This is a genomic window from Dyella mobilis (genome assembly GCF_016904945.1).
Lineage (GTDB): Bacteria > Pseudomonadota > Gammaproteobacteria > Xanthomonadales > Rhodanobacteraceae > Dyella_B > Dyella_B mobilis.
In genome coordinates, this window is record NZ_JADIKF010000039.1 from 402303 (window position 1) to 428026 (window position 25724).

Genomic DNA, 25724 nt, shown 5'->3' on the forward strand with positions numbered 1-25724 from the left:
TTCTACTGTTCGTCGTCTGCCGCTTCGATGCGTGGTGCCGGCGTGACCAGCAGCTTGTCGATGCGCGCGCCGTCCAGATCCACCACCTCGAAACGGATCCCGTGCCAGGCGAATACCTCGCCGGTTTGCGGGATGTGGCCGAGCGCGGCCATCACCATGCCGGCGGCCGTGCGAAAGTCGTGCTCGTCTTCGCCGGGGAGGTGATCCACTTTCAGCAACTCGCGCAGGTCGTCGGTGGAAATGGCACCGTCCACCAGCCAACTGCCGTCTTCGCGTTGCACGATGGGGGAGCTTTCCTCGTTGCCGTGGCCAAGCTGGCTGGCGCCGACCACTGCGGCAAGCAAATCGTTGAGCGTCACTACGCCTTCGATGTCACCGTACTCGTCCACCACCAGGGCCATAGGCGTTTCGGCGTCGCGGAATTCTTCCAGTAAATCCAGCGCGCGGGCGGTGGCGGGTACGTACAGCGGCTTGGCCAGCGTGCGAAACAGATCCAGCTTGCCCGTGGCCATGCCGCCCAGCAGGCTCTTTACCTCGACCACGCCGACGATGTCGCTTTCGTCGCCGCGATAGACCGGGTAGCGGGAATACGGTGTTTCGCGCAGCACCTCCAGGTTTTCCGCCAGGGGGGCATTGATGTCCAGCCAGGCGATGCGGGTGCGCGGGCTCATCACGCTGTCCACGGTGCGATCGCCCAGGCGAAGCACACGGTTCACCATGGCCTGCTCGTCGGCATCCAGCACGCCTTGCTCGGTGCTTTCGGCCACCAGCAGGCGGATTTCTTCTTCGGTAGCGGCGCTCTCGCCGCGGTCTTTCACGCGCAACAGTTTCAGCAGGAGGCTGCTGGATCGGTTGAGCATCCACACGAACGGAGCGGTGGAGCGCGACAGCACCAGCATGGGCATGCCGACGATGCTCGATACCTTTTCCGGCGCCGACAGGGCCAGCCGCTTGGGGACCAGTTCGCCGATCACGATCTGGATGAACGAGATCACCACGAAACCCAGCACGATGCCGATGATCCGCGTGTAGGGCGCCAGCCAACCGATGCTGCCGTCGTGCAGCCATTCGGCGATGCGCGAACCTACCGCATCGCCCGCCACGGCGCCGGTGGTCAGCATGACCAGCGTGATCCCGACCTGGACGGTGGACAGGAAGTGCTCCGGTGCCTCGGCGTGGCGCAGGGCGACCTTGGCGCGCCGGCTGGTGCGGGCCATTTGCTTGAGCCGGCTTTTGCGCGAGGCGACCAGCGCCATTTCCGATAGCGCGAAGAAACCGTTGCACAGGGCGAGGATGAGGACGAGCGCGAGTGTGGTCAGCATCGCGACGGGGGTGTCATTGCGGGCATGGCCCCAGTGTAAGGCACGGCGGCCCGCCGGTGCGGGGCTGGGGGATGGGCAGGACTGCGTGATGCAGCCTTACGAGGCAGTCCTGTAACATGCGCGAAATATTCGTCCTACTACGCCCTCCAAGGCCTTACCTGCATGTTTTCACTCCAGACGATTTTCGGCAAAGGCGACAAGTTTTATGGCCTGCTCGAACAGAGCGCCGACGCCGCCCGCGAAAGCGCCAAGGCCCTGCATGAGCTGGTGACCCAGGCCGACCGCGCCCCGGTCATGGCCGCGTTCGCCGCGGCGCGGGCGCGTGAAAAGGCCCTGGCGGGGCAGATCAGCGAAGAGCTGGTGAACACCTTTGTCACCGCGCTTGACCGCGAGGACATCGAGGCCCTCAACAGCTCGCTGTACAAGATTCCCAAGAGCGTGGAGAAGTTTGCCGAGCGCTATGAAATCGTGGGCAGCCGACTGGCCGGCGTGGATTTCGGTCAACGCGCGCTGGTACTGGCCCAGGCCACCGAGGTCGTGGCGGAAATGATCGGCCAGTTGCGCAAGGGCCTGCACATCGATCCCGTGAAAAAACTGCAGGATCGCCTGCAAACGCTGGAGTCGGAGGGTGACCGCATGCTGCTGGCGCCTTATCGAACGCTTTACATCGAGAGCAATGACGCCATGCGCGCCATGCTGGCGAAGGACCTGTTCGAGCTGCTCGAGAAGGCCATCGACAAATGCCGTGACGTTGGCAACATCGTTTACTCCATCGTTTTGAAGAACTCCTGAGGGAGTGGACGCATGAGCTTGGGTCTCGTGGCCACGGTAGTGCTGATCGCACTCGTCTTCACCTACATCAACGGCTTTCACGACACAGCCAATTCCATTGCCACCGTCGTGGCCACCAAGGTGCTCTCGCCCGGGCAGGCGGTGTTGTTGGCTGCAATTACCAACATGATCGGTGCGCTGTGGGGTACCGCGGTAGCTGCGACCATCGCGGCGGGCATCGTCAATACGGGGGTGGTCGAGGCCGGCCCGCAGTTGTTGATCTGCGCCCTGTTGGCCGCGATCGTGTGGAACCTGATCACCTGGTGGCTGGGCTTGCCATCCAGTTCCAGCCACGCCTTGGTGGGTGCCCTGGTCGGCGCCGCCATTGCCGAATCGGGCGGACGGTTCTCGGCGGTCATCTGGGCCAACGGTGGTGCGCATTGGTGGGAAGGCAAAGGCGTATTGCCGAAAGTGGTGATGCCGATGGTGGTGTCGCCGTTGATGGGTTTCGTGCTCGGCTTCCTGTTGATGGGCAGCCTGTATGCCTTGCTGGCCTGGCTTGCCAGTCGCAAGGGCTTCCTGCGCTATCTGGGGCGCACTCCCTTCGTGAACAGCCTGTTCGGCAAGGCACAGATTCTGTCGGCCAGCGCGATGGGCTTGGCGCACGGCATGAACGATGCGCAAAAGAGCATGGGCATCATTGCGCTGGCACTTGCCGGCGCCACGGCAGCGGGTGATTTCGACGGCCTGCCGTCGTGGCTGTCGTTCCTGCGTATCCATGCCTCGACCGCAGGCGGATTCGTAGTGCCGTCGTGGGTGGCGATAGTTTGCGCGCTGACCATGGCCGCGGGTACTGCCGGCGGCGGCTGGCGCATCATCAAGACACTGGGTCACAAAATGGTGCGGCTGCATCCGATCAACGGCTTTGCCGCCGAAGGCAGCTCGGCGCTGGTGATTCTGGGGGCGTCGGTATTCGGCCTGCCGGTGTCGACCACGCACGTGGTGTCGTCGTCGATCATGGGCGTAGGCGCGGCCAAGCGGTTCAACGCCATCCGCTGGTCGGTGGTCGAGCGCATGGTCTGGGCGTGGATACTCACGCTGCCGGTGACGGCGCTGGTTGCTTATGCGTTTGTTCGCGTGGCCGAATATTTCGGTTAAAAGCTGTCGCCATCGCTGACGATGGCTTGCTCGAGCTGGTCGCCAAGGCTGCCCAGCTCGCCGATCAAGCGCCGCAATTCCTGCTGGTTGAGCAATTCGTAGGGGCGGTTTTCGCACAGGTGCAAATACGGCGAACCGTCCAGGTCGGCAACGGCCAGGAAACCCTTGCGCTGTTCCCAATTGAAGCGCAGGCAACGTTTGGGATCGGTCCCCGAGAGAGGGCCGATGGGCGTGGAGATGCGCAGGTAGCGGCGGCCGCCCTCATCCTCCAGCTCAGTGAGGTAAATGCCCTGATGACGGCCATGCGGCAGCGCCAGGTCGAAGCTGATCAGGTAGGGGTCGTTCTGTTTCAGCGGGTGCAGGCCGCCAATCAGTGAGCGCACGGCTTCGAAGTGATGCATACGGCTGCTCCGGAATGCTTGGATCTCTGCCGGGAGACGGATGGCTGTTACTCTGCCACGACAGTCCAGCTTATGCACTTGTCATGAAACCGGAATACGCGAAGGTTTTCCAGGCGATCGCTGCCATTCCGCCTGGCCGGGTCGCCAGTTACGGCGCCATTGCCGCGCGCGCCGGTCTGCCGGGGCGCGCACGGCTGGTCGGCCGATTGCTGGGCGAAGTGCCTGACGGCATGGTGCTGCCCTGGTTTCGCGTGCTGCGCTCCAGCGGCCACATCGCCATGCCGCCCGGCAGCCGTGGCTTTCGCGAGCAATGCCGGCTGCTGCGCGCCGAGGGGGTGGAGGTGAAGAACGGGCGCGTGCCGTTGTCCCGCTTCGGCCTGGATGCGGATGTGGATCGCGCCGTGTGGGGCATGCCCGGCAGTTGATGGGTAGCGCCGCCGACGTCCTTTGAGGGAAAGATGGGGGTTCAGCTGTCGCTTTGCGAAAGTGAAGCGTTCGATGCGGTTTGCTAGCATGCCAGCGATGCCTGCCAGTCCCCTCGATATCCTCCAGAGCGTTTTCGGTTACGCCAGTTTCCGCGATCCGCAACAAGCCATTGTCGAGCACGTCACCGAAGGTGGCGATGCCTTGGTACTCATGCCCACCGGCGGCGGCAAATCCTTGTGTTACCAGATTCCGGCCTTGCTGCGGCAGGGTACGGGCGTGGTCGTGTCGCCGTTGATCGCCTTGATGCAGGACCAGGTCGACGCTTTGCGGGAAGCCGGGGTATCGGCTGCCTATCTCAACTCCAGCCTCGATGCGCAGCAGCAGCGCGAGGTGGAGCGCCAGTTGCTAGCCGGTGAGCTGAACCTGCTTTACGTCGCGCCGGAACGCCTGCTCACGGTGCGCTTTCTCGAACTGCTCGAGCGCACCGAAGTGGCATTGTTTGCCATTGACGAAGCGCATTGCGTTTCGCAGTGGGGGCACGATTTCCGGCCCGAATACCGCGAATTGACCGTGTTGCACCAGCGCTTTGCGCAGGTGCCGCGCATCGCTCTCACCGCCACGGCCGATCCGCGCACGCGTGAGGAAATTGCCGAGCGGCTGGCGCTGCAGGATGCACGGCAGTTCGTCTCCAGTTTCGATCGCCCGAACATTCGCTATGCGATTGCCTTGCGCCACAACCCGCGCAGCCAGTTGCTGGGCTTCCTCGATGGGCATCGCGGCGACGCCGGCATCATCTACTGTCTCAGCCGCCGCAAAGTCGATGAAACGGCGGCGTGGTTGTCGGAGGCCGGGATTGAGGCGTTGCCGTATCACGCCGGACTGGATGCGGCCACGCGCGCCGCCAATCAGCAACGGTTCCTGCGTGAAGACGGCATCGTGATGGTGGCTACGGTGGCGTTTGGCATGGGTATCGACAAGCCGGACGTGCGCTTCGTTGCGCATCTGGATCTGCCGCGCAGCATGGAAGGGTATTACCAGGAAACCGGCCGTGCCGGCCGCGACGGACTCCCCGCCGAGGCGTGGATGGTCTATGGGCTTGCCGACGTGGTCACGATGAGCCAGATGATCGCCCAGTCCGAATCGGGTGACGATCGCAAGCGTATCGAGCGCTCGAAGCTGGATTCGCTGCTTTCCTATGCCGAAGCCACGCAGTGCCGGCGAGAACTGCTGCTGTCGGCTTTCGGCGAACGTTTTGCGGGCCCATGCGGGAATTGCGACAACTGCCTGCAACCCCCAAAGACCTGGGACGCGACGGTTCAGGCGCAAAAGGCGCTCTCGGCGGTTTATCGCAGCGGGCAGCGCTACGGCTCCGGCCACGTCATCGACATCCTGCGCGGCATTGAAGGCGAGCGCATGAGCCAGCTCGGCCACGACCGGCTCACCACCTTCGGTATCGGCGCCGACATGGACGAAAAGCAGTGGCGTTCGGTATTTCGCCAATTGCTGGCGGCGGGGTTGCTGGCGACCGATCCGGAAGGCTTTGGAACTTTGCGCCTTACGGCGGCCAGCCGCGACGTATTGGTCGGGCAGCGCGCGATCCACATGCGCGAGGAAACCCGGCCTGCTCGCCGGGCCTCGCGTCGCCGCGACAGTCAATTGATCACCGGCGCCAGCCTGGGTATCGAGGCCTACGAGCAGCCGTTGTGGGACGCACTGCGCGCCTTGCGTTCACGCCTGGCCAAACAGCATGGTGTGCCCGCCTATGTCATTTTCCACGACGCGACGCTGCTGGCGATGTTGCGCGCAATGCCTGAGAGCGAAGACGACATGGCTTCGATCAGCGGCATCGGCGATGCCAAGCTGAAGCGTTATGGCCGCGATTTTCTCGATGTGATCAACGCGAAGGAATGATGAGGCAGTGATCGATCATCTTTGATCGGTCGCGCCAAGGCTCGGTCGGCACGGCGTACGGCGCGACCGGCGCGCGCGCATCGAGCCGAGGTCGACACCCGATGGCCTGAAGGTGGCGGTGGCGCGCGCCAGACGAGCACGCGGTAGATCGGGGGACTGGGCCAGGTAGCGCCACCCGCTCAGAAATTGCGGCAGACGCGCCTGGGGCCAGGCGATGCGCAGCGCATCCAGCGCCGCTTCGGCGGTATCGTGGCGCGCCAGTTCGCGAGCCTCGACCAGCGACCGCCACCGATGCCCGTGCCGAACGATCCGGAACAGACCTCGGCTGGTGGGGAAAACGTACTGCGACATCACCGGGAAATACTCCACATCCGACAGTCACAGGATGCGCCGTGACAATGACGCCACGATTATTCCCATGCGTCATTACGATGGCGGCCCGCGGTCGCCCCGATGACGAATGTGGCGCAACCGTTAGGACGGTGTGAAATCAGTCTGTGTGGCACGCCGTCCCAGGCGAGCTGGCAATGCCTTCGCCCGGCGCCAGTGGCGAAAGCATTCCGTCGTGCATGCCCTTTGTCCACCATTGCCAGCCATCGCCGATGTAGCGTGCGCCACTGCCGGAAATGGCAACGTGCAAGGTGTGCGCGCCGCCCTGGATTTTCAGCAGCGCAGTGTCGGTATCAGGGTACGTTGCCTGGACCGTTTGCCCATCCTTGCAGAGGTAACGGGTCCACTCGGGTTGCCGAGTGCCGGCGGGGCCTGATGGTGCGGATGCACAGGCGCTAACGCCCAGTACCAAGGCGGCGAGCGCGTGGTGTCGAATGTTCATCGCAGGCCTCCGCTTTTTCCTGCCATCAGCATAGCTCGCTCGGAATGGCCGGAACTACAGCATGTCCGGTGGCGACGCTTCGGCGAATTCGTCGGCGGATGCTGGGTCGATTTGCGTTGAGGACTGCTTGCGTGCCGGTGCGCCATCGGCGACGTAATAAGCCGTATCGACGCGCGGTAGCGGTTCGCGGCCACGGATCGCATCAGCGATTTTTTCCGCGATCATGATCGTCGGCGCATTGAGATTGCCGGTCGTCACCTGCGGCATGATCGAAGCATCGACGACGCGCAAACCTTCGATGCCGTGTACGCGGCCCTGGCCATCCACGACGCACATATCGTCGTTGCCCATTTGATTGGAGCAGGATGGGTGGTAAGCCGTTTCGGCGTGCGCACGCACGAAAGCATCCAGCTCGGCATCGGTTTTCAGGTTGGCGCTGGGGGAAATCTCGCGCCCGCGATAAGGCGCAAGCGCTGGCTGCTGGAAGATTTCGCGGGTAATGCGGATGCCTGCGCGGAATTCCCGCCAGTCCTGTTCGTGCGACATGTAGTTGAACAGGATGCTCGGATCCTGATGCGGATCTTTCGAACGCACGTGGATGCGACCACGGCTGGGCGACCGCATCGAACCGACGTGCGCCTGGAAGCTATGCACCTTGATCGGATTGGAGCCGTTGTAGTTCACTGCGATCGGCAGGAAGTGATATTGCAGGTTCGGCCATTCGAATTCCTCTCCGCTGCGGATGAATCCGCCAGCTTCGAATTCGTTGCTGGCGCCTATGCCAGTACCGTAGAAAAGCCACTCCGCGCCGATCTTCGCCTGGTTATGCAACTTGAGCGCAGGCGCCAGCGATACCGGTTGCAGGCACTCGTACTGGATATACATTTCCAGGTGGTCCTGCAGATTGGCGCCGACGCCCGGCAAATGGTGTACGAGCGGAATATCCAGGCCGCGTAGCAGCTCGGCCGGGCCAACGCCGGACCGCTGCAGGATTTGCGGAGAAGCGATGGCGCCGCTACACAACAGCACTTCGCACCGCACGTGCGCCTGTTCCACGGCTCCTCGCCGTAGCCAGCGAACACCTACGGCACGTTTACCGGAAAACAGAATGCGGTCGGTCAACGCATGCGTAACGATGGTGAGATTCGGGCGGCCGCGCGCCTGATCGAGATAACCGCGCGCCGTGCTGGCGCGTCGACCGCGCGGCGTGACGGTGCGATCCATCGGGCCAAAACCTTCCTGTTGATAGCCATTGAGGTCGTCGGTGCGTGGGTAGCCTGCCTGAACGCCTGCTTCGACCATGGCGTGGAACAACACGTTGTTGCCTTGCCTGGGTGTGGTAACACTGACCGGCCCGTTGCCACCGTGGTAAGCGTTGGGCCCGATATCGCGTGATTCAGCCTTCCTGAAATACGGCAGGCAATCGAGATAACTCCAGTTCTTCAGGCCCGGACGTTTGGCCCAATGGTCGTAGTCGAGCGCGTTGCCGCGGATGTAGCACATGCCGTTGATCAAGGAGGAGCCGCCCAAGCCTTTGCCGCGTCCGCATTCCATGCGACGGCTATTCATATGCGGCTCCGGATCCGTCTGATACGCCCAGTTGTAGCGGCGCCCCTGCAAGGGATAGGCGAGGGCCGCGGGCATCTGCGTACGAAAGTCGAGCCGGTAGTCCGGGCCGCCGGCTTCCAGCAACAGCACGGTCACGTGGGCATCTTCGGTCAAGCGAGTGGCCAGCACATTACCCGCCGAGCCGGCGCCGATGATGATGTAATCGTATTCCTTGATTTCGGCCACGTTGATTCCTCGTGTAATGGCACGGATTTTTCGTCGCACTGACGAACAGCTTCAAAACACTGATGCGAACGGCCCCAGCTCTACCTGCACCGATTTCACGCGGGTGTAATGCGCCAGCGTGGCGATGCCGTTTTCCCTGCCGATGCCGGATTGCTTGTAACCGCCCACCGGCATTTCCGCGGGGGATTCGCCCCAGGTATTGATCCAGCAGATCCCGGCCTCCAGGCGGTGGATCACGCGGTGAGCGCGTGCCAGGTCGTGGGTGACGACGCCGGCAGCGAGACCGAAATGGGTGGCGTTGGCGCGTGCGATCACTTCGGCTTCGTCACGCCACGAAAGGATGCTCATGACCGGTCCGAAAATCTCCTCGCGTACGATGGTCATGTCGTCCGTGCAATCGGAAAAAACGGTGGGTTGCACATACGCGCCACGTGCGAAAGCGCCATCGACGATGCGATGCCCGCCGGCCAGAAGGCGCGCACCTTCGCGTCGGCCTTGCTCGATCAGCGAAAGCACCTTTTCCAGGTGTGGGAAGCTGGTCAAGGGGCCGAAATTGGTGGAGGGGTTTTGTGGGTCGCCCACGCGGATGCGGGCAACGCGCTCGAGCACGGCCGACTCGAATGCCGGGCGAATGGCCTCGTGCACGAATACGCGCGTGCCGTTGGTGCAAACCTGCCCCGAACTGAAGAAATTGGCCATCACGGCGATATCGGCCGCGCGTTCGATGTCGGCATCGGGAAAGACGATCAACGGGGATTTGCCGCCCAACTCCATCGTCACGTCTTTCAAGGACGAGGCGGCTGCGCTGGCCATCACTTTCTTGCCGGTATCCACGCCGCCGGTGAAGGAAATTTTCTCGATGCGCGGGTGTTCGGTAAGCCATTGGCCAATGGTTCGGCCGGGACCCTGCAAGACGTTGAAAACGCCGGCGGGTACGCCGGCCCGGGTATATATCTCCGCCAGTTGCAATGCGCTGAGCGGAGTGACCTCGCTGGGTTTGAAGATCATCGCATTGCCGGCCGCCAACGCCGGTGCGGATTTCCACAGCGCGATCTGGATCGGGTAATTCCATGCGCCAATACCCGCTACAACACCCAACGGCTCGCGCCTCGTGTAGAAGAAGCTCGATTCGCGCAAGGGAACCTGTTCGCCTTCGATGGCGGGCGCCAGGCCTGCGTAGTACTCGAGCACATCGGCGCCGGTGACAATGTCCACCGTTGAGGTTTCTGCGTAAGGCTTGCCGGTGTCGAGAGTTTCGATGAGGGCGAGCTCGTCGTTGCGCTCGCGCAGCAGATCCACGGCACGGCGCATGATGCGCGAGCGCTGCATGGCGGTCAGTGCGGCCCATTCTTGCTGGCCCTGCTCGGCACTTTGTACGGCAGTTTCTACATCCGCTTGCGAAGCACGCTGTACTTCTGCCAGAACGTCGCCGTTCGCAGGATTGACGGTTTCGAAGGTTTCGTTGCCGGTGGCGTCGACGCGCGCACCGTGGATATAGAGTTGTTGCAGTTCGTAGCGGGGCATTTGCTCATCCTTGATTTCGCCGTTGGCGCGTCAATGCGTGTCGTTTGGCAGGTGGTGATCCAGGTATTCGTAGGCGATTCGCTTGGCTTGCGCGACGTCGAAAGCGCCGCCAGCGAGGCTGCCGCGCAGCCAAAGGCCATCGATCATGGCGGCCAGTCCGCGTGCTGCCATGCGCGCGAGCTCCCGTGGCAAGGTGCGTTGAAACTGGTAACAGAGATTGGAATACAGGCGCCGGTCGTTGGCATGCTGCAACCGGCGCAGCGATGGGTCATGCATGCTGGCTGCCCAGAAGGTGAGCCACACGCGCATGGCGGTGGCGCTGGTCTGGCTTGAATCGAAGTTGCCATCGATGATGGCCCGAAGCTGTGCTTTGGGCGCTGCACCGGCAACCCTGGTGCGGCAGGCCACGGCATCGCGCAGTTCGCGCAGGATCTGCCGCATGGCGGCGTTGAGCAGACCGTCCTTGCCACCGAAGTAATGACTGATGATGCCGGTGGAAAGCCCGGCGCGCCCGGCAATTTCCACGATGGTGGCATCGGCCAGGCCGACCCGGTCGATGGTTTCGAAAGTGGCGCGGATCAATTGCTCGCGCCGGATCGGGGGCATGCCGAGTTTGGGCATCAGTGTGATCTGGTCGAAATGAGGACCTGGCGAGCATATTTTATTTTGATTGAACGTTCAATTATGAAACACTGGGCCAGCTCGGGCCTTTCTACGACAGACCTCGGGCAAGGATCGCTGCGTCCGCTTGCCTTCCAGGAGGCTGGGCGCCCGACGTTGGTTCGCCACGGAGTGCAGGCGCATGAACAAAAAGCACGAGCAAGGAGCGCTGAGGGAAGGGGTGAGGCTCAACCGTCCCGTCTTTTTCAGCTCGGCCATCGTCATCCTGCTGCTGGGTGTGCTGACCGTGCTCTACCCCCAGGCCGCACAACTGTGGCTCGTACGCGTACAGGCGGACATCTCGCGAGTGTTCGGCTGGTACTACATGCTGGTAATGACGGCCTGTCTGGTATTTGTGCTCTGGCTGGCCGCATCGAAATATGGACGCGTCCGGCTGGGCAAGGATCACGAGAGTCCTGCATTCGGCTATGCGTCCTGGACCTCGATGCTGTTCTCGGCGGGCATCGGCATCGCTTTGATCTACTACGGTGCATACGAACCGCTCGATCATTTTTTGTCTCCGCCGCAAGGCGTGGGCGGCACCGCCGAAGCGGCGCGCCAGGCGATGGCAATTACTTTTCTGCACTGGGGGCTGCACGGCTGGGCGCTATATGCGCTGATGGCGACGGCATTGAGCTATTTCGCGTATCGCAAAGATCTGCCGCTAGCTCTGCGTTCGGCGTTGTATCCGATTTTTGGCGAGCGCGTGCGTGGATGGATCGGGCATGCAGTGGATAGCTTCGGCATTCTGGCTACGTTGGTTTCGATGGTGACCAACCTGGGCATTGGCGCATTGCTGCTCAATTCGGGCCTGAACTATCTGTTTGGCATACCGGCGTCACCTCACATTTTGACGCTATTGGTGATCGTCATGATGGTCGTCGCCACGCTCGCTGCCGTATCCGGCGTCGAAAAGGGTATCGCGTGGCTTTCCGATCTGAACGTGCGGTTGCTCTGCGCCTTGTTGCTGTTTGTCCTGGTTTGTGGCCCGACCTTGCATTTGTTCGACGGCATGGTCCAGAACATCGGCGATTACCTCAGCGGTTTCGCAGGCAGCAGCTTCAATCTGTATCTCTATGGGCGCGCGCGCAAATGGCTCGGAGAATGGACCATGTTCTATTGGGCGTGGTGGATTGCGTGGGCACCTTTCGTAGGCATGTTCATCGCGCGTATTTCGCGCGGACGGACGGTGCGAGAGTTGATACTCGGGGTTTTGCTGATACCGCTGGGCTTTACCCTGGCGTGGTTGTCGATCTTCGGCAATACCGCGATCGATCTGGTGATCAATCACGGTGCACAAGCATTGGGCAAAGTCGCGCAATCCGAGCCGCCGATGGCGTTGTTCAAGCTGTTCGAATATTTGCCGTTCACGCGAATCGTCGCCGGCATCACCGTGATCATCGGCTTCGTGCTTTTTCTCACCCCGGTGGATTCGGGGACTTTGATGATCGCCAACCTCTCTAGTCAGGGCGGCACCGGGGAAGAGGATGCGCCGGTGTGGCTTCGAGTGTTCTGGGCAGCGGCCACTACAGTGGTGAGCATAGGTCTGCTTTACGCAAGCGGAGGCGATTTCAGTGCGATGCAGACGGCGGTGGTGTTGTGCGGATTGCCGTTCTCCTTCGTACTGCTGCTCTACGTGCGAGGTTTGGTGAAGGCGCTCGCGGAGGATGTGGATCGAACTGAAGGAAGCTGACGCACCATGGACAGGCGAATGGGGTGTGCCACCTTGCTGTGGATCATCAGCGGGGCTTCGTGGGGGCAGGATGCGTGGAGTGGCAATCTTGCCGTTGCTTCGCAGTATGTTTCGCGAGGTTTTCAGCAAAGTTGGGGCAAGCCGGCATGGCAGGCCGGCCTTGAATTTGAGATGCCGCACGGATGGTATGCGGGAAGTTGGCTATCGACGATATCCCCCTACGCGATCGAGGGTGGGTACGTGGAAATGGATCTCTATGCCGGCAAACGCGGAAATATCGGTGACGTGGGCTACCACGCGACGCTATATGGCTACGTCTATCCCGGCGCCAGGGTCGCAGTCGCGAAGACGCGCTACAACTATTCCGAATTCGTCGTGGGCGCGGACTGGAAGAACTGGTCGCTGGTTTATTCGCTGACAGTGAGTCGCGACTACTTTGGCGACAACAGCCAGACTCTTGGCGTAGGCACTCGATCTCATTCAAGAGGTTCCGGTTATTTGGAGTTGGCGCGCCGCCTTGAGCTCGGCAAGGGGTTCAGTCTCACAGTGCACTATGGCCGGCAGCGCATCAACCATTTCGCCGAATACAACTGGCAGGATGCTGGCGCAACGCTATCGCGGAACATCGCAGGCTTCGACGTAGCCATCGCGTACGGCAGAGCCCGGAATGCCCATGGTGTCTATCGGCGCGTAACGACCGGTGTGCCCGATGAGAACGGGCACCTGCATTTTTCCGATCCTGGCTCCGGTACCTGGTATTTCACCATGGGTCATTCGTTCTAGGGCCTGTTAGCACTATTTTCGTGGCCCGCGCCGGGAGCTGTTTGCACGCCAGCCAAGGAAGAGTGAGGGAGTGTACGTCCGTACACGACCGAGGGATGACGAAGGATGGCGGCCACTCAACGACAACGCGGGCTACGAAAATAGTGCTAACAGGCCCTAGTACGCATGGCTCAATGCAGCGCCGACTGCGCCAGCGACTTGATCTGCGCGGGATCGGTGATGCCGACGGAACGCCCGGTTTCCTTCCCGCCATCAAAGGCGATCAGGGTGCTTTGGGTGGTGATGCCAAGGGCCTTTTTTTCCTTGCCCTGGTTGTCGTAGTCCAGGCGAAGAATCACCAGCTTGTCGAATGCCGGATCTTTCGAGATGGCTTCGATGGTGGGAGCCTGTTTGCGGCAAGTGGGGCACCAGTCGGCGTAGGCGTCCACCAGGATGGGCTTACCTTCGGCCTGGGCGGCTTTGAGGGCGGCAGTGGTGAACGGCTGGATGGGTTGTGCCATCAATGGCGTGGCCAGTATCAGGCCAAACAGGGCCGCGGCGGAAAACTTGCGAAGCGTCGACATGATCAGTTCCTTGGCATTGAGTCCGATGAACTATTCGCTGCCACCGGGGCGAGGGTTACACGGGTAACTTCTTTGCACGCTTCGACGAAGGAAGTTTCAAAGCCGCCGCGAACCTGTGCGTGGCTCGTGCCTCAAGGAGAAATCGGATGCGCAACTTCAGTGACCATCGGTCCCGGCAATGCGCCCGGGGTGTTGCATGAGCGGCAGCCTCAACCCGTGGGTTGCCTATGTGGCAGGCGTGTTGACCATTCTGTCGCCCTGCGTGATTCCGCTGGTGCCGATCGTGCTCGGCAGTGCCGCGCAGCGCCACCGTTGGGGGCCGCTGGCTTTGGCCGTCGGCCTGGTGGCCTCGTTTACGCTGGTGGGATTTGCGGTTGCCACGCTGGGTGCGTCGGTGGGGCTGGACAGCGAAACGATCCGCAAATGGAGTGCTGTATTGCTGCTGCTCGTCGGAATCGTTTTGCTGGTTCCCTGGCTGCAGCATCTTTCCGAGCGCATTTTCAGTCCCGTGGCAAATTGGGCGGGAGAGCGACAGGCACGACTCGAGCGATTCGGCCTGATCGGGCAGTTGGGTATCGGCGTACTGCTTGGCCTGGTCTGGAGTCCATGTGTGGGGCCGACGCTCGGTGCTGCAACGGTGCTGGCTGCGCAGGGCAGGGATCTGGGACAGGTGGCTTTCGTGATGTTGGCTTTCGCGCTCGGCATTGCCACCGTGTTGCTGGTCATGGCCATGGCAACGCAGAGCTTGCTGGCTCGCTGGCGTGGAAAACTCATGAGTGCGGGCGCGCGCGGCAGAAGGGTGCTCGGCGCGCTCATCGCGCTGGTAGGCGTATTCATCCTTACCGGGAGCGATCGTCACGTCGAGGCGTTTATCGTGGGCATATTGCCGGACTGGATCACCAGCCTCACTACGTCGCTTTGATATCTTGCTGCCCGGCCGTTGTCGGCAGGGCAGCATTTTCGTCGGTATCGGGTCAACTCGTGCCGATGATGCGGCCCGACTGCCCATCGATTTTCAGCAATACGCGGTTGCCTTCGGCAGTTTTTGCCTTGACCGTCCAGATGCCGTGATGGAAATCCACGTCGTGTACATCCGTATAGCCCTGTACTGAAAGCGATGCACGTATGTCGCCCTCGCTGATCGTGGAAATCTGCTTGTCCGGATAAGCCTGGCCCGTAATGGGATCGACACGCAGTTTTACTTTCTCGCCATTGCCGCTGCGCGCACGTGCCGTCCAAACGCCATCGCGAAAATCCAGGTCGTGCACGTCGCTGTAGCCTTGTTGCGCGAGTTGCGCGCTCACTTCCTGCTGGGTCAGCGCCTGCGCCTGCTCCTGTGCCATGGCGGCGCCGGCACAGCCCAGTGCGAGCGCGATGGTCAATGAAGCAATCTTTTTCACGAGCGGCTCCTCGTTGCATGCGGGAGCCCCGAGTCTTCAACGCAAAAGATCAACCTTTGATGAAGCAAACATTATTTTGGTCAAGTCGCGTTCATGCCAATTCGTCAGTGCGTGCAAAGTTTCTACAGCGATGCCCACGCGCAATTCGAATGACCTGGCGATGCAAGGGGGAAGGGCATTCGCTGCGTTCATTTTTCAGTTGAGTTGCGAGTTTTCAAAATAGTGATGCAGGTTGCCGCTGGCTTTGCGAGCACCAGAGCCGCCTGGTGCGTGACTGGCGCGTTTGAACGAGGCGCGGTGTCCGGAGTGCAGGGCCGTGTGGCAATGGCCCTGAAATGAAAAAGCCCGCTCGCGAGAGCAGGCTTCGTCATCAATTCAATGGTGGCCGGGGACGGAATCGAACCGCCGACACGGGGATTTTCAATCCCCTGCTCTACCAACTGAGCTACCCGGCCAGGGTATTGCGTTGAGCCGCTCATTAAATCCGAAGCGGCGCCGTGCGTCAAGACTCCGAGTCGGGAGCCACGTAGCCTTGCGGTTTTTGCGCTTCGTTTTCGCCGCCAAACAGGAATTTTTCCATTTCGGCGCCCAGAAACTGGCGGGATTTGGGGTCCAGCGGGTTGAGGCGGTATTCGTTGATCAACATGGTCTGGTGCGCCAGCCATTGTTGCCAGGCGGGCTTGGAGATTTCGGCATAGACGCGTTGACCCAGCGGGCCAGGCCATGGGGCGAAGTCCAGGCCTTCGGCGTCGATGCCCAGTTTGGCGCAGTGAATAGTGCGGCTCATCAGGAGTGCTCTTGAGGCTAGGTTACGGTTCGATGGGTTCGGGCAGCGCCGTCAACAAGGAGCGCACCGGTGCGGGCAGGCCCAGCGCAGACAGCTCTGCGAGGGCAAACCAGCGGCGGTCGTCATTATCGCCGATGGCCAGGGCCGGTGCGGCGCGATCGAACAATAGCGGCTGGATGTGCAGGCGGTAATGGCTGAAGACGTGAATGAAAGGCGTCAGCGATTGTGCGTCATCGATGTGTGCGTTGCGTTGCGCTTCCCGCCATGCGTGATCGGCATTTTCGGCTTCCGGGAGGCTCCACAGGCCGGACCATACGCCCTGCGCACCACGTCGTTGCAGCAACACCCGGCCTTCGTCATCGCGAAGGATCAGCATGACCGTACTGCGCGTGGGAATGGCTTTGCCGGGCTTGGGCGTGGGCAATTGCCCGGTGAGATCGTCACGGTGGGCAACACATTCGCCATGCATCGGGCAGGCTGGGCATTGCGGACGCGTTCGCACGCATACGGTGGCACCAAGATCCATGATTGCTTGCGTATAGTCCGCCGTGCGGCGCGCTGGCGTATGCGCATCGGCGCGTTGCCATAGTTGCTTTTCCACTTCGCGTTCGCCCGGATGGCCGGCAATGCCATGGAAGCGCGTCAATACGCGCTTCACGTTGCCATCGAGAATGGGAAAGCGCAGGCCATGCGCCTGGGCAAGAATGGCGCCCGCCGTGGAACGGCCGATGCCGGGTAGCGCGGCGAGCGCATCAAACTCGCGCGGCAGTTCGCCACCGTGTCGTTCTATGCACAGTTGCGCGGCCTTGTGCAGAAAGCGCGCGCGCCGGTAATAGCCCAGCCCCGACCAAAGGGCCAGTACGGTGTCTTCGTCGGCGGCGGCCAGGTCGCCCAGCGCGGGCAATCGTTCAATGAAACGTTGGAAATAAGGGATGACCGTGACGACCTGGGTCTGCTGCAACATGATTTCCGACAACCACACCCGATAGGCATCGCGCGGGTGTTGCCAGGGAAGATCGTGGCGGCCGTGGCGGTCGAACCAGGCGAGCAGGGCTTCGGCGAAGATGGTCACGGTTGTGGGGCGATGGCTTTGGCGGGAGCGGGTGCACTGGTCGCGGCGGCCGGCGCTGCGTTGCCGGTTTGTACGCTGAGTCCTTCGATGTGGACGTTGCCGATATCGAGCGTGGCCATTTCCAACTGGCCATTGCCTGGCGGTGCGGAGAGCTGCGGCCCAGCCGGATTGGCCAGTTGGTTCCACCATTGCGCCAATGCGAGCGGCGGCAATTCGAGATCGACGTGGTTGTCTTTGCCGAGCAGTTTCAAATGCAGCAACAGAGGATTGTTTTCTCCTGCGGGCGTGAGCGATGCCGAGGCATCGTAGTGGCCGCCTTCGGCTTCATTGAACCTGCCTTGCAACTGCATCGCCACATTGGCGCCACCCATCCAGTGGGCGTGGCCGGTAAGGTACAGCACTGTCGTGCTGTTGTCGGCGGCATGCACGGCAATGTCGTCGAGCATCAGAACGCCGTTGGCGATGCTGGGAACCACGGCCAGCTGCAATTGCAAAGGCGTGCCGTCGGGTTCCTTGCCGGAAAGCTTGACGCCGAAGCGCTGTCCGGCAGCGAGACGCCCGGTATCGAGCGAAACGTCGCTCAACCACTCGTTGTTGTTCTCCACCACGCTCCCGTTGCGGATGCGTACGCCCGTGGCAATGCTCGGAATCTGTCCCGGCACCGCAGCCGACTGCGGCGGCAGCGACATCAGCCAGGCTTGCAATGCGTCCAGGTCAACCCGGGGTGAGTTGATCTGCATACGCGAAATCACCATCGGTCCGCCGAACAAGGTATGCCACGGTAGAACCAGCCGACCGTTGGCGGCCTGCAGAATGGGCATGGCCGGGGTGCCGCCGGCACCGGCTTCGCGCGCGATCAGCGTGATGCCTTCCAGGTGCAGCGCGGGGCGCGGAAACAAGGTGGGGCTGGCCGGGCTGGAAAGCGTCAACTGCAGTCCGGCGTTGGAGGCCTGCTCTTTCAGCATGGCGGTAAAACGATCTGGCTGCAGCAGCAGGTAAAGCGCCGCCAGCACCGTGAGCACCACGCCGCCGAGTACGCTGGCGATAATGACCAGTACCAATCGCAGCGGGCGCGGCACGATCATCAGCTAGGGGAGAACTCAGCGGGAAGCAGGCCGTCGACGTAGGATTCGGCGTCAAATACACGCAGATCCGTAGCAGTTTCGCCGAGGCCGACGAAGCGGATCGGCAGTCCGAATTCGCGTGCCAGTGCGAACACGACCCCGCCTTTGGCCGTACCGTCGAGTTTGGTGACCACCAGGCCGGTAACGCCGACGATCTGGCGGAACTGGCGCACCTGGTTCACCGCGTTTTGGCCGGTGGTGCCGTCGATCACCATCAGCACTTCGTGCGGCGCGCCGGCGTCGAGTTTTTTCAGCACGCGGGCGATCTTGCCCAGCTCATCCATCAGGCCGCCCTGCGTGTGCAGGCGTCCAGCGGTATCGGCAACCAGTACGTCGGCGTGGCGGGAGCGGGCGGCTTGCAGTGCATCGAAGATCACGCTGGCTGCATCGGCGTCCTGACCCTGTGAAATGACCGGGACCTGGTTGCGGTCGCCCCAGGTCTTGAGCTGTTCGACCGCTGCGGCGCGGAAGGTATCGCCTGCCGCCAGCAAGACCTGCTTTCCCTCATCGCGCCAGCGGCGTGCGAGCTTGCCGATGGTGGTGGTCTTGCCTGCGCCATTGATGCCCACGATGAGCACTACGAAGGGGCTGTGCCCGTGGATCTCCAAGGGGCGTTGCACCGGATTGAGCAAATTAACCAGATCCTGACGCAGGGCTTGCAGCAATGCGCCGGCATCGGCGAACTCGCGCTTGTGCATGCGCTTGCGCAGGCTCTCCACCAGCGAAGTGCTGGCCTCGATGCCTACGTCGGCTGTGATCAGGGTGGTTTCCAGCTCGTCCAGCAGGTTGTCGTCCAACTTGGGATGACGGGAAAACAGCGAGGAAATGCCACGGGCAAAGACGCTGCCGGACAGGCGTTCGCGCCAGCTGCGCTTGGCAGCGGGCGCCGTTTCCGGTTCGACGGGCGTTTCCAGGACAGGCTCCGGCGCGGAAGGCGCTTCCGGCGCGGCGGTCTCGACCGGCGCTTGATTCGCTGCTTCCTCGTTTTCCCCGGCGCCGCTATCGGCGGGCTTCTTCTTCCAGAACTTGAGCATGGGGCGCGTGATTCAAAGACAATAGGCGAATGCTATCACCCCGACCCGTACTGTCCGCTGAGGAAGCCGGCGCATGAAGGCCATGCCTGGACGGATCCGCATCATTGGCGGCCACTTGCGCAACTCTCGCCTGGATGTCCCCGACCTGCCCGGGCTGCGCCCGACCGCCGAGAGGGTGCGTGAGACCTTGTTCAATTGGCTGGCGCCGACCATCGCTGGCGTACGGGTGCTGGATCTATGCGCAGGTACCGGGGCGCTGGGTATCGAGGCGCTGTCGCGCGGTGCGGCAGCGGCGCAGTTCGTGGAGCCGGACGGGCGCGCAATGGATGCCCTGCGCAGCAATCTCGCCCGGTTGAAGGCGGATGGCGGCGAAGTGGTGCAGGCCGACGCGCTCGGCTTTCTGCGGCGTCAGCCGCAATCGTTCGGCCTGGTGTTCCTGGACCCGCCGTTTGCATCGCAGCTATGGACGACCCTGGCGCAAAAGCTGGAAGAGGGCGGCTGGCTGGCTCCCGCCGCCCAGGTGTACGTGGAATCTCCCAAGGGCGTGGAGCCTGCGGTCCCGGCCAATTGGGCCCTGCATCGCGAAGGGCATGCCGGGGACGTGCGGTATGCGCTTTATCGCCGCACAGGGCAAGCTCCGATCCGTTAAGCTAGCGCTTTCCCCCGCGAAGCTGTTTTCGTGAACATTCCGCCGGTCAACACTCGCCTTGCCGTTTATCCGGGCACCTTCGACCCGATCACCAACGGCCATGCGGACCTGGTGGCGCGTGCCGCGCCGCTGTTCGAGCGCATCGTCGTTGCCGTGGCAGAAAGTCCGAACAAGGGGCCCGGCTTTACCATCCAGGAGCGCATTTCTCTGGCGCGCCTGGCACTGGCCGACTTGCCGAACGTGGAAGTGCGCGGCTTCGACTGCCTGCTGGCCACCTTTGTCAGCGAGATCGGCGCGGGGGTGATCATCCGCGGACTGCGTGCCGTCTCGGATTTCGAATACGAATTCCAGCTGGCGAGCATGAACCGCCATCTCATTCCCAAGGCCGAAACGCTATTCTTGACGCCGGCCGAGCAATACAGCTTTATTTCGTCCTCGCTGGTGCGCGAGATCGGTCGCCTTGGCGGCGATATTTCCGGCTTCGTGCATCCTGCGGTCCAACAGGCCATGCGGCAGCGCTGGCATAAAAAGCAACCCGAAACCGAAGGGGATAACTATGCGTAAACTCACTCTCGTCGCCACCGCCCTCGCGTTGACCGGCTGCCTGGCACTGTCCGCGTGTAACAACAGCAGCGACAACCAGCAGCAAGCCGCGGCGCAGCCGCAGAAGCTCACCAAGCCGACCGATCCGAACGACATGAAGGCGTGGAATGCCTATCTCGGCCAGATCGTGCAGCAGAACATGCAGGGCATGACCGCTCCGCAGCCGTACCCCTATCTGGTTCCTGCCGGCGACAGTGACGACGCGAAGGACGCTTTCGACCGTCAGCTCAGCAACGTGCAGGACACCGTTGCGCGCGGCGTGCTGCCGGGCAACCTGCTGGTGTTCGCCGGCCCGAGCTCGGGCAAGACGGCCGACCTGCTCACCACCGCCTTCAAGGACGCCAAGCCGGGTTCCTTCAAGGGCGTGATCGTGTTGTTCATTGGCGACCAGGCTGACGAGCAGCGCGTGGATGACGTGCTGAAGCCGACCAACGCCACGATCCGTTTCGTGCAGATGTAATCGCCTGCAGCCTCTCTACGTGAGAGAGGTAGCCATGGAGGGCGTGCCTTGCCATCGGTGCGGGCACGCTCTTTTGTCACAACGTTATAGCCATCTGCTTTTTGTTGCTTCGCACAACAAGCGCCGGCCCGTGTAGACTAATCCGGCATGTCCCTCAAGATCCTCGATACCTGCGTCAACTGCGACGTCTGCGAACCCGTCTGCCCCAACAAGGCGATTTCGCTCGGCGAGGATTACTACGTCATCGATCCTTCACTGTGTACGGAATGCGTCGGTCATCACGACGAACCGCAGTGTGTGGTCGTGTGTCCGGTCGAGTGCATCATCATCGATCCCGCGCACACCGAGACGCACGAGCAGCTTGAGGGCAAATATCACCATCTGATGGAGAGCAAGGGATGAAGCTGGCGCTGCGTTGGCACGTGCTGCTGATCGGTTTTGTGCTGGGAACGAGCGGTGCATTCGCCGCCGACAGCCCCAAACCATCCACGCAGGCGACGCCGCTCGCGCAGCGCCCCGGTCATGCCGGCATTGCCAGCGCCAACGCTCTGGCGACCGAAGCGGGTTTCGAGGTACTGGCCAAGGGCGGCAATGCCTTTGACGCGGCCGTTGCGGTGGCATCCACCCTGTCGGTGGTTGAGCCGGAGAGTTCAGGCATTGGCGGCGGCTTCATGGCGACGATGCACGTGGCCTCCAGCGGCCGCAACGTGTTCATCGATGCACGAGAAACCGCACCTGCCGCGGTCAATCCGAAGGATTATTTGAACCCCGACGGCACGCCCAACCGCGATACGGCATTGAAGGGGCCGCTGTCGGCAGGCATTCCCGGCGAACCGGCGGGTCTGGTCTGGCTGGCCAAGCACTACGGCAAGCTGCCCTTGAGCGCCTCGCTGGCACCGGCCATCCGTACCGCGCGCGATGGCTTCAAGCCCGATAGCCGCCTGCTCGGCGCCATCAAGGAAGAGCAGAAGAATTTGCAGCGCTGGCCGGCATCGGCAGCCGTCTTCCTGCCGAACGGCAAGCCGCCGGCGGAAGGTGATATCTGGCGCGATCCGGACCAGGCACATACTCTGGAACTGTTGGGGCAATTCGGCGATTCCGGTTTCTACAGCGGCGAGACCGCGCGCAAGCTGGTGGATGCGGTGCATGCTGCCGGCGGCAACTGGAGCTTGAAGGATCTCTCCTCGTATCGCGTGAAAGAGCGCACGCCGATCACCATCGACTATCGCGGCTACCAGATCATCACCGCGCCGCCGCCCTCGTCGGGTGGCGTAGCGATTGCCGAAATCCTGAATATTCTTTCCGGCTTCGACCTCAGCCGGCTCGATCAGGTGCACCGCGTGCACCTGGTGATCGAGGCGATGCGCCGTGCCTATCGCGATCACAACGATTACCTTGGTGATCCGGATTTCGTGAAGATGCCGCTGGATATGCTGTTGTCGCCGTATTACGCCGACGGCCTGCGCCAGACCATCCTGCCGGACAAGGCCACGCCTTCGTCGATGCTGGCGCCGACCAATGGCCAGGATCCGGGCATGCACACCACGCATTTCTCGATCATCGATGCCGACGGCAACATGGTGTCGATTACATCGACGGTGAACTACATCCTCGGCTCCACCTTCGTGGCTGGCGGAACCGGCGTGCTGCTCAACGACGAGATGGACGATTTCGCGCTGGTGCCGAACAAACCGAACGTTTACGGCCTGCTAGGCAGCAAGGCCAATGCACCGGAGCCCGGCAAGCGCATGTTGTCGTCGATGTCGCCGAGCATCGTGATCGGGCCGGACCGCACCGCCGTGATCGGCTCGCCCGGCGGCTCCACCATCATCACCCAGGTGCTGGAGGGCGTTCTCGCCTTCATCGATGGCGGTGATGCGCATCAGGTCGTGGCACACAAGCGCTTCCATCACCAATTCATGCCGGACGTCGTTTACGCGGAACCCGGTACATTCGATGCAGCTACCGCTGATGCGCTCACGCGCATGGGCTACACGCTGAAGGACCGCGAGCCCTGGGGTTTCATGAATGTGGTGATCTGGGACCGTCGCAGCAACAAGCTCGATGCGGCAAGCGATCCGCGCCGGCCCGACGGTTTGGGCAAAGTCCAGTAAAAAGCGGTAAGCGGCGATCCACAACACTGCTCTCACATCGAGAGCGGTGTTGAGTGCGATACTTGCGTCATTCCTAACTGCGCTGAAACTTCAGGCGGGACGCACTCATGCAATTGTGGTCGATCAACGGCAACACGCAAAAACTCGATGGCGGCGCCATGTTCGGCAATGCGCCCAAGGCCATGTGGTCGCGCTGGATCGCCCCGGACGAACTCAATCGCATTCCGCTGGCTTGCCGTTGCATGCTGGTGAAGGATCTGGACGGCCGCAACGTGCTGTTCGAGACCGGTATCGGCGCCTTTTTTGAGCCATCGTTGCGCGAACGCTATGGGGTGGTGGAAAGCCATCACGTATTGTTGGACTCGCTGGCCGAAGCGGGTGTATCGCACGAGGACATCGACGTGGTGGTGCTCTCGCACCTGCATTTCGATCACGCCGGCGGATTGCTGGCTGCGTGGGAAGAGGGCAAGACGCCGCGCCTGTTGTTTCCGCACGCGCAATTCCTGGTGGGCGCCCATCACTGGCAACGTGCGTTGAAGCCGCATCCGCGCGATCGCGCCTCGTTTGTTCCGGAGCTGCAGCCGTTGCTGCAACAGAGCGGGCGGCTGGAGCTGGTGGCCGGCGAGCATTCGCAGACGCTGGGCCAGTCGGTGCGCTTCCATTTTTCCGACGGGCATACTCCTGGCCTGATGCTGGCGGAATTCGCTGGCGTAGTTTTTTGCGCCGACCTGATTCCCGGCCGTGCCTGGGTGCATCTGCCCATCACCATGGGCTACGACCGTTTTCCGGAGGCGCTCATCGAAGAAAAGCGCGCCTTCCTGGACGACAAGCTTGCCCGCAACGTGCGCTTGTTCTTTACCCACGACCACGCCTGTGCCATGGCGCGCGTGACACGCGACGAGCGTGGGCGTTATGGTACGGCTGACGAGCAGCCCGAATTACGCGGCGCGATTTGAAATCCTGAGCGCAGGTCACACCCGGAGGTTCGATGAGCGGCGAGCGCAAGCCACCCCTCTCCATCCGCGAATGGCTGTTGCCCGCACTGGGGGCGGTGATCATGCTCATCGGCGTGGGTATCGCGGCGGTCACCGAAAAAGGCCACGTCGACTACCGTGCGCAGATGGAGCGGCATGGAGGGGACGTGCTCAACCTGGGCAGCAACGGCCGCCCCGACGCCGGCGAGCAAGGTTACATGGTGCGCGTGGTCGGGCCCCTGCAGGTCGTTGAAGCGCCGTTGGACCGGCAATTCAATCAGCAAAGCAACCAGCCGGTGCTGATCCGCCACGTGCAGATGTTCCAATGGCACGAGGTGCACTACGGCGGGCCCGCGGCCTATGAGCTGGATTGGGAAGACCAGCCGATCGACTCCAGCCACTTCGAGCATCCCGCAGGCCACGTCAATCCCGGCAAGTTTCCTCTGCAGAGCGAGCAATTCGACGCTGGACTGGTGCGCGTGAACGATTTCATGCTCGATCCGGCCTTGGTGCACGCCTTGGTCGGGAGCCAGCCGGTGTCGCCGGATCTGCGCAGCCTGCCGAGCAATCTCGCTGCCAGCTTCAGCCTGTACAACAACAGCCTGGTGACCAGTGCGGTACCTTCCGCCCCACAATTGGGCGATCTGCGCGTGAGCTGGGAAGCTGTGCCGATCCAGGATGTGACGGTGGTGGCAAAGGTCAGCGGCAACAAACTGATCCCCGCCAGCGACGCTGCCGACGGGGTAGGGTTCGCGGTGCAGTCGGGCGATGTATCGCTGGCGGATATTTTTCCGGACTTGCCCGTGCCGCCCGATTATTCGTGGTTGCGGCGCATCGTCTCGATTCTGTTGGCGACCCTAGGCGCGGCGTTACTGCTGCGCTGGCATTACCAGCGTATCGATGCGGTTCTTGCACCGGCGATCGCTGTGTCGGTGATCGGTGCAGTGGATGCGGTGTTGTGGCTGGGTAACGACAACACACGCGCCCTGGGCTGGTTCTTGCTCTCGCTGATCGGCGTTGCGCTGACCGCGTGGCGGGTGCTCGCCGCGCGGTCGGCTTGAGCACGGCTCAATCGAACAGGTTGGCGTGTTCGATGAACCACAAGCCGGCGAAGAGTTTCGGGTCGATCGAATAGCCCTCGGCGCGGCGCGCGAGCAACCACTTGGCCGCTTCTTTGCGTGGGACTTCGTGCACCACGATGTTTTCGTTTTCGTCACCGCCGCCATCGCCGACCTTGACCAGATCGTGGGCGAGCACGAAGGCGATGATCTCGCTGCTCATGCCTGATGACGTCGGACCTTCGTGCAAGAAGCTGACGTGGCTGCAGCGGTAGCCGGTTTCCTCTTCCAGCTCACGTTGCGCGGCCAGCAGGACGCCTTCGTTTTCGCTGCCGGAGAGGTCCCCGACTAACCCGGCCGGCATCTCGATGGTGAACTGCTGGACGGCTACCCGGTATTGCTCGACGAACAGAATTTTGTCTTCCGGCGTAACGGACAGAATGATGACGGCGCCGCCGGGATTGTTGCGTTCGGCGTATTCCCAGCGGCCCCGGCGGCGCAGGCTGAGCCAGCGTCCTTGATGGAGCGTTTCGACGTGGGTGCCGGCATCAGGAGGTTTGCGATCGAGTGGGTTCATCGAAAGGAATGGCTCGTGAAGAAATGAAAATGCT

General features: G+C 62.2%; 27 protein-coding genes, 1 tRNA gene and 1 pseudogene. 14 read left to right on the forward strand and 15 right to left on the reverse strand.

Going from position 1 to position 25724, the window contains the following annotated elements:
• Positions 1 to 2: 2 nt before the first annotated feature.
• Positions 3 to 1322, reverse strand: a complete 1320-nt coding sequence (locus ISS99_RS12685) for a hemolysin family protein (protein ID WP_204631985.1) — start codon at positions 1320 to 1322, stop codon at positions 3 to 5.
• Between the two features lie 162 nt (positions 1323 to 1484).
• Here ISS99_RS12685 and ISS99_RS12690 point away from each other — a divergent pair, with 162 nt between their 5' ends.
• Both ISS99_RS12690 and ISS99_RS12695 read left to right on the forward strand, forming a co-directional pair.
• Positions 1485 to 2114, forward strand: coding sequence for a DUF47 domain-containing protein (locus ISS99_RS12690; protein ID WP_204631986.1), 630 nt, complete (start codon positions 1485 to 1487; stop codon positions 2112 to 2114).
• A 12-nt stretch (positions 2115 to 2126) separates the two neighbouring features.
• A complete protein-coding gene (locus ISS99_RS12695) occupies positions 2127 to 3251 on the forward strand; it encodes an inorganic phosphate transporter (protein ID WP_204631987.1) in 1125 nt (374 codons plus the stop codon).
• On the opposite strand, the gene ISS99_RS12700 is transcribed toward ISS99_RS12695, so the two are convergent.
• Positions 3248 to 3652 (reverse strand): hypothetical protein, encoded by a 405-nt coding sequence (locus ISS99_RS12700; RefSeq protein WP_204631988.1) that lies wholly within the window; start codon positions 3650 to 3652, stop codon positions 3248 to 3250. The two genes, ISS99_RS12695 and ISS99_RS12700, sit on opposite strands and share 4 nt — an antisense overlap.
• Before the next feature lie 83 nt (positions 3653 to 3735).
• On the opposite strand from ISS99_RS12700, the gene ISS99_RS12705 reads away from it, so the two are divergent.
• Together ISS99_RS12705 and recQ are read left to right on the forward strand one after the other, a co-directional pair.
• Positions 3736 to 4077 (forward strand): MGMT family protein, encoded by a 342-nt coding sequence (locus ISS99_RS12705; RefSeq protein WP_204631989.1) that lies wholly within the window; start codon positions 3736 to 3738, stop codon positions 4075 to 4077.
• Between the two features lie 97 nt (positions 4078 to 4174).
• On the forward strand, positions 4175 to 5989 hold the full coding sequence (gene recQ / locus ISS99_RS12710; RefSeq protein WP_204631990.1) for a DNA helicase RecQ: 1815 nt from the start codon (positions 4175 to 4177) through the stop codon (positions 5987 to 5989).
• Between the two features lie 15 nt (positions 5990 to 6004).
• Here recQ and ISS99_RS12715 read toward each other — a convergent pair whose 3' ends face one another.
• The 5 genes and pseudogenes from ISS99_RS12715 to betI all read right to left on the reverse strand — a co-directional run bounded on the left by ISS99_RS12715 (position 6005) and on the right by betI (position 10760).
• The gene (locus ISS99_RS12715; protein WP_204631991.1) at positions 6005 to 6340 is read right to left on the reverse strand and encodes a hypothetical protein; all 336 of its coding nucleotides are present in this window, start codon (positions 6338 to 6340) and stop codon (positions 6005 to 6007) included.
• Positions 6341 to 6479: 139 nt separating this feature from the next.
• Positions 6480 to 6821, reverse strand: a complete 342-nt coding sequence (locus ISS99_RS12720) for an MliC family protein (RefSeq protein ID WP_204631992.1) — start codon at positions 6819 to 6821, stop codon at positions 6480 to 6482.
• Between the two features lie 126 nt (positions 6822 to 6947).
• A pseudogene (gene betA / locus ISS99_RS12725) lies at positions 6948 to 8606 on the reverse strand (choline dehydrogenase); the annotation flags it as partial.
• 60 nt (positions 8607 to 8666) lie between these two features.
• Positions 8667 to 10139, reverse strand: coding sequence for a betaine-aldehyde dehydrogenase (gene betB / locus ISS99_RS12730; protein ID WP_204631994.1), 1473 nt, complete (start codon positions 10137 to 10139; stop codon positions 8667 to 8669).
• A 30-nt stretch (positions 10140 to 10169) separates the two neighbouring features.
• Positions 10170 to 10760, reverse strand: coding sequence for a transcriptional regulator BetI (gene betI / locus ISS99_RS12735; RefSeq protein WP_204631995.1), 591 nt, complete (start codon positions 10758 to 10760; stop codon positions 10170 to 10172).
• A 181-nt stretch (positions 10761 to 10941) separates the two neighbouring features.
• Between betI and ISS99_RS12740 the strand changes: the two genes are divergently transcribed.
• The gene (locus ISS99_RS12740; RefSeq protein ID WP_204631996.1) at positions 10942 to 12492 is read left to right on the forward strand and encodes a BCCT family transporter; all 1551 of its coding nucleotides are present in this window, start codon (positions 10942 to 10944) and stop codon (positions 12490 to 12492) included.
• A gap of 6 nt (positions 12493 to 12498) precedes the next feature.
• Entirely contained in the window at positions 12499 to 13275 is a 777-nt protein-coding gene (locus ISS99_RS12745; RefSeq protein ID WP_239537919.1) for a TorF family putative porin, read from the forward strand.
• Positions 13276 to 13445: 170 nt separating this feature from the next.
• Here the strand turns inward: ISS99_RS12745 and ISS99_RS12750 are convergent, their stop codons facing one another.
• A complete protein-coding gene (locus ISS99_RS12750; RefSeq protein ID WP_204631997.1) occupies positions 13446 to 13838 on the reverse strand; it encodes a thioredoxin family protein in 393 nt (130 codons plus the stop codon).
• Between the two features lie 196 nt (positions 13839 to 14034).
• Here ISS99_RS12750 and ISS99_RS12755 point away from each other — a divergent pair, with 196 nt between their 5' ends.
• Complete coding sequence (locus ISS99_RS12755) at positions 14035 to 14760, forward strand: cytochrome c biogenesis CcdA family protein (RefSeq protein WP_204631998.1); 726 nt, start codon at positions 14035 to 14037, stop codon at positions 14758 to 14760.
• Positions 14761 to 14812: 52 nt separating this feature from the next.
• On the opposite strand, the gene ISS99_RS12760 is transcribed toward ISS99_RS12755, so the two are convergent.
• From ISS99_RS12760 to ftsY, 6 genes are all read right to left on the reverse strand, one after another.
• Positions 14813 to 15238 carry a PepSY domain-containing protein gene (locus ISS99_RS12760; RefSeq protein WP_284343722.1) on the reverse strand — a complete coding sequence of 142 codons (426 nt, stop codon included), beginning with the start codon at positions 15236 to 15238 and terminating at the stop codon, positions 14813 to 14815.
• A 379-nt stretch (positions 15239 to 15617) separates the two neighbouring features.
• Positions 15618 to 15693, reverse strand: a tRNA-Phe gene (locus ISS99_RS12765).
• A 47-nt stretch (positions 15694 to 15740) separates the two neighbouring features.
• Positions 15741 to 16025 (reverse strand): oxidative damage protection protein, encoded by a 285-nt coding sequence (locus ISS99_RS12770; protein ID WP_204631999.1) that lies wholly within the window; start codon positions 16023 to 16025, stop codon positions 15741 to 15743.
• 22 nt (positions 16026 to 16047) lie between these two features.
• On the reverse strand, positions 16048 to 17097 hold the full coding sequence (mutY, locus tag ISS99_RS12775) for an A/G-specific adenine glycosylase (RefSeq protein ID WP_284343723.1): 1050 nt from the start codon (positions 17095 to 17097) through the stop codon (positions 16048 to 16050).
• The gene (locus tag ISS99_RS23315; RefSeq protein WP_239537920.1) at positions 17094 to 18182 is read right to left on the reverse strand and encodes an AsmA family protein; all 1089 of its coding nucleotides are present in this window, start codon (positions 18180 to 18182) and stop codon (positions 17094 to 17096) included. The genes mutY and ISS99_RS23315 overlap by 4 nt, the downstream gene beginning before the upstream one ends.
• A complete protein-coding gene (gene ftsY / locus ISS99_RS12780; protein ID WP_204632001.1) occupies positions 18182 to 19255 on the reverse strand; it encodes a signal recognition particle-docking protein FtsY in 1074 nt (357 codons plus the stop codon). The genes ISS99_RS23315 and ftsY overlap by 1 nt, the downstream gene beginning before the upstream one ends.
• Before the next feature lie 73 nt (positions 19256 to 19328).
• Here ftsY and rsmD point away from each other — a divergent pair, with 73 nt between their 5' ends.
• From rsmD to ISS99_RS12815, 7 genes are all read left to right on the forward strand, one after another.
• Positions 19329 to 19904: a 16S rRNA (guanine(966)-N(2))-methyltransferase RsmD gene (gene rsmD / locus ISS99_RS12785; RefSeq protein WP_204632002.1), complete on the forward strand. Its 576-nt coding sequence runs from the start codon at positions 19329 to 19331 to the stop codon at positions 19902 to 19904.
• 36 nt (positions 19905 to 19940) lie between these two features.
• Positions 19941 to 20468, forward strand: coding sequence for a pantetheine-phosphate adenylyltransferase (coaD, locus tag ISS99_RS12790; protein WP_204632663.1), 528 nt, complete (start codon positions 19941 to 19943; stop codon positions 20466 to 20468).
• The gene (locus ISS99_RS12795; RefSeq protein WP_204632003.1) at positions 20461 to 20967 is read left to right on the forward strand and encodes a hypothetical protein; all 507 of its coding nucleotides are present in this window, start codon (positions 20461 to 20463) and stop codon (positions 20965 to 20967) included. Before coaD ends, ISS99_RS12795 begins: the two co-directional genes overlap by 8 nt.
• Before the next feature lie 147 nt (positions 20968 to 21114).
• Positions 21115 to 21369: a YfhL family 4Fe-4S dicluster ferredoxin gene (locus ISS99_RS12800; RefSeq protein ID WP_204632004.1), complete on the forward strand. Its 255-nt coding sequence runs from the start codon at positions 21115 to 21117 to the stop codon at positions 21367 to 21369.
• Positions 21366 to 23081, forward strand: a complete 1716-nt coding sequence (gene ggt, locus ISS99_RS12805) for a gamma-glutamyltransferase (protein WP_204632005.1) — start codon at positions 21366 to 21368, stop codon at positions 23079 to 23081. Before ISS99_RS12800 ends, ggt begins: the two co-directional genes overlap by 4 nt.
• 107 nt (positions 23082 to 23188) lie before the next feature.
• The gene (locus ISS99_RS12810; RefSeq protein WP_204632006.1) at positions 23189 to 24037 is read left to right on the forward strand and encodes an MBL fold metallo-hydrolase; all 849 of its coding nucleotides are present in this window, start codon (positions 23189 to 23191) and stop codon (positions 24035 to 24037) included.
• 32 nt (positions 24038 to 24069) lie between these two features.
• A complete protein-coding gene (locus ISS99_RS12815; protein WP_204632007.1) occupies positions 24070 to 25116 on the forward strand; it encodes a TMEM43 family protein in 1047 nt (348 codons plus the stop codon).
• A 7-nt stretch (positions 25117 to 25123) separates the two neighbouring features.
• On the opposite strand, the gene ISS99_RS12820 is transcribed toward ISS99_RS12815, so the two are convergent.
• Positions 25124 to 25690, reverse strand: coding sequence for an NUDIX hydrolase (locus tag ISS99_RS12820; protein WP_204632008.1), 567 nt, complete (start codon positions 25688 to 25690; stop codon positions 25124 to 25126).
• Between the last annotated feature and the right edge of the window lie 34 nt (positions 25691 to 25724).

Bases quoted from the DNA above. Each gene is read 5' to 3' on its own strand.
- ISS99_RS12755 (WP_204631998.1), top strand. From the start codon at position 14,035: ATGAGCGGCAGCCTCAACCCGTGGGTTGCCTATGTGGCAGGCGTGTTG.
- betB (WP_204631994.1), bottom strand. From the start codon at position 10,139: ATGCCCCGCTACGAACTGCAACAACTCTATATCCACGGTGCGCGCGTC.
- ISS99_RS12720 (WP_204631992.1), bottom strand. From the start codon at position 6,821: ATGAACATTCGACACCACGCGCTCGCCGCCTTGGTACTGGGCGTTAGC.
- ISS99_RS12820 (WP_204632008.1), bottom strand. From the start codon at position 25,690: ATGAACCCACTCGATCGCAAACCTCCTGATGCCGGCACCCACGTCGAA.
- recQ (WP_204631990.1), top strand. From the start codon at position 4,175: ATGCCTGCCAGTCCCCTCGATATCCTCCAGAGCGTTTTCGGTTACGCC.
- ISS99_RS12715 (WP_204631991.1), bottom strand. From the start codon at position 6,340: ATGTCGCAGTACGTTTTCCCCACCAGCCGAGGTCTGTTCCGGATCGTT.
- ISS99_RS12700 (WP_204631988.1), bottom strand. From the start codon at position 3,652: ATGCATCACTTCGAAGCCGTGCGCTCACTGATTGGCGGCCTGCACCCG.
- betI (WP_204631995.1), bottom strand. From the start codon at position 10,760: ATGCCCAAACTCGGCATGCCCCCGATCCGGCGCGAGCAATTGATCCGC.
- ISS99_RS12795 (WP_204632003.1), top strand. From the start codon at position 20,461: ATGCGTAAACTCACTCTCGTCGCCACCGCCCTCGCGTTGACCGGCTGC.
- ISS99_RS12705 (WP_204631989.1), top strand. From the start codon at position 3,736: ATGAAACCGGAATACGCGAAGGTTTTCCAGGCGATCGCTGCCATTCCG.
- ISS99_RS12685 (WP_204631985.1), bottom strand. From the start codon at position 1,322: ATGCTGACCACACTCGCGCTCGTCCTCATCCTCGCCCTGTGCAACGGT.
- ISS99_RS12745 (WP_239537919.1), top strand. From the start codon at position 12,499: ATGGACAGGCGAATGGGGTGTGCCACCTTGCTGTGGATCATCAGCGGG.
- ftsY (WP_204632001.1), bottom strand. From the start codon at position 19,255: ATGCTCAAGTTCTGGAAGAAGAAGCCCGCCGATAGCGGCGCCGGGGAA.
- ISS99_RS12750 (WP_204631997.1), bottom strand. From the start codon at position 13,838: ATGTCGACGCTTCGCAAGTTTTCCGCCGCGGCCCTGTTTGGCCTGATA.
- ggt (WP_204632005.1), top strand. From the start codon at position 21,366: ATGAAGCTGGCGCTGCGTTGGCACGTGCTGCTGATCGGTTTTGTGCTG.
- ISS99_RS12800 (WP_204632004.1), top strand. From the start codon at position 21,115: ATGTCCCTCAAGATCCTCGATACCTGCGTCAACTGCGACGTCTGCGAA.
- ISS99_RS12810 (WP_204632006.1), top strand. From the start codon at position 23,189: ATGCAATTGTGGTCGATCAACGGCAACACGCAAAAACTCGATGGCGGC.
- ISS99_RS12815 (WP_204632007.1), top strand. From the start codon at position 24,070: ATGAGCGGCGAGCGCAAGCCACCCCTCTCCATCCGCGAATGGCTGTTG.
- ISS99_RS23315 (WP_239537920.1), bottom strand. From the start codon at position 18,182: ATGATCGTGCCGCGCCCGCTGCGATTGGTACTGGTCATTATCGCCAGC.
- ISS99_RS12770 (WP_204631999.1), bottom strand. From the start codon at position 16,025: ATGAGCCGCACTATTCACTGCGCCAAACTGGGCATCGACGCCGAAGGC.
- ISS99_RS12695 (WP_204631987.1), top strand. From the start codon at position 2,127: ATGAGCTTGGGTCTCGTGGCCACGGTAGTGCTGATCGCACTCGTCTTC.
- ISS99_RS12690 (WP_204631986.1), top strand. From the start codon at position 1,485: ATGTTTTCACTCCAGACGATTTTCGGCAAAGGCGACAAGTTTTATGGC.
- rsmD (WP_204632002.1), top strand. From the start codon at position 19,329: ATGAAGGCCATGCCTGGACGGATCCGCATCATTGGCGGCCACTTGCGC.
- ISS99_RS12740 (WP_204631996.1), top strand. From the start codon at position 10,942: ATGAACAAAAAGCACGAGCAAGGAGCGCTGAGGGAAGGGGTGAGGCTC.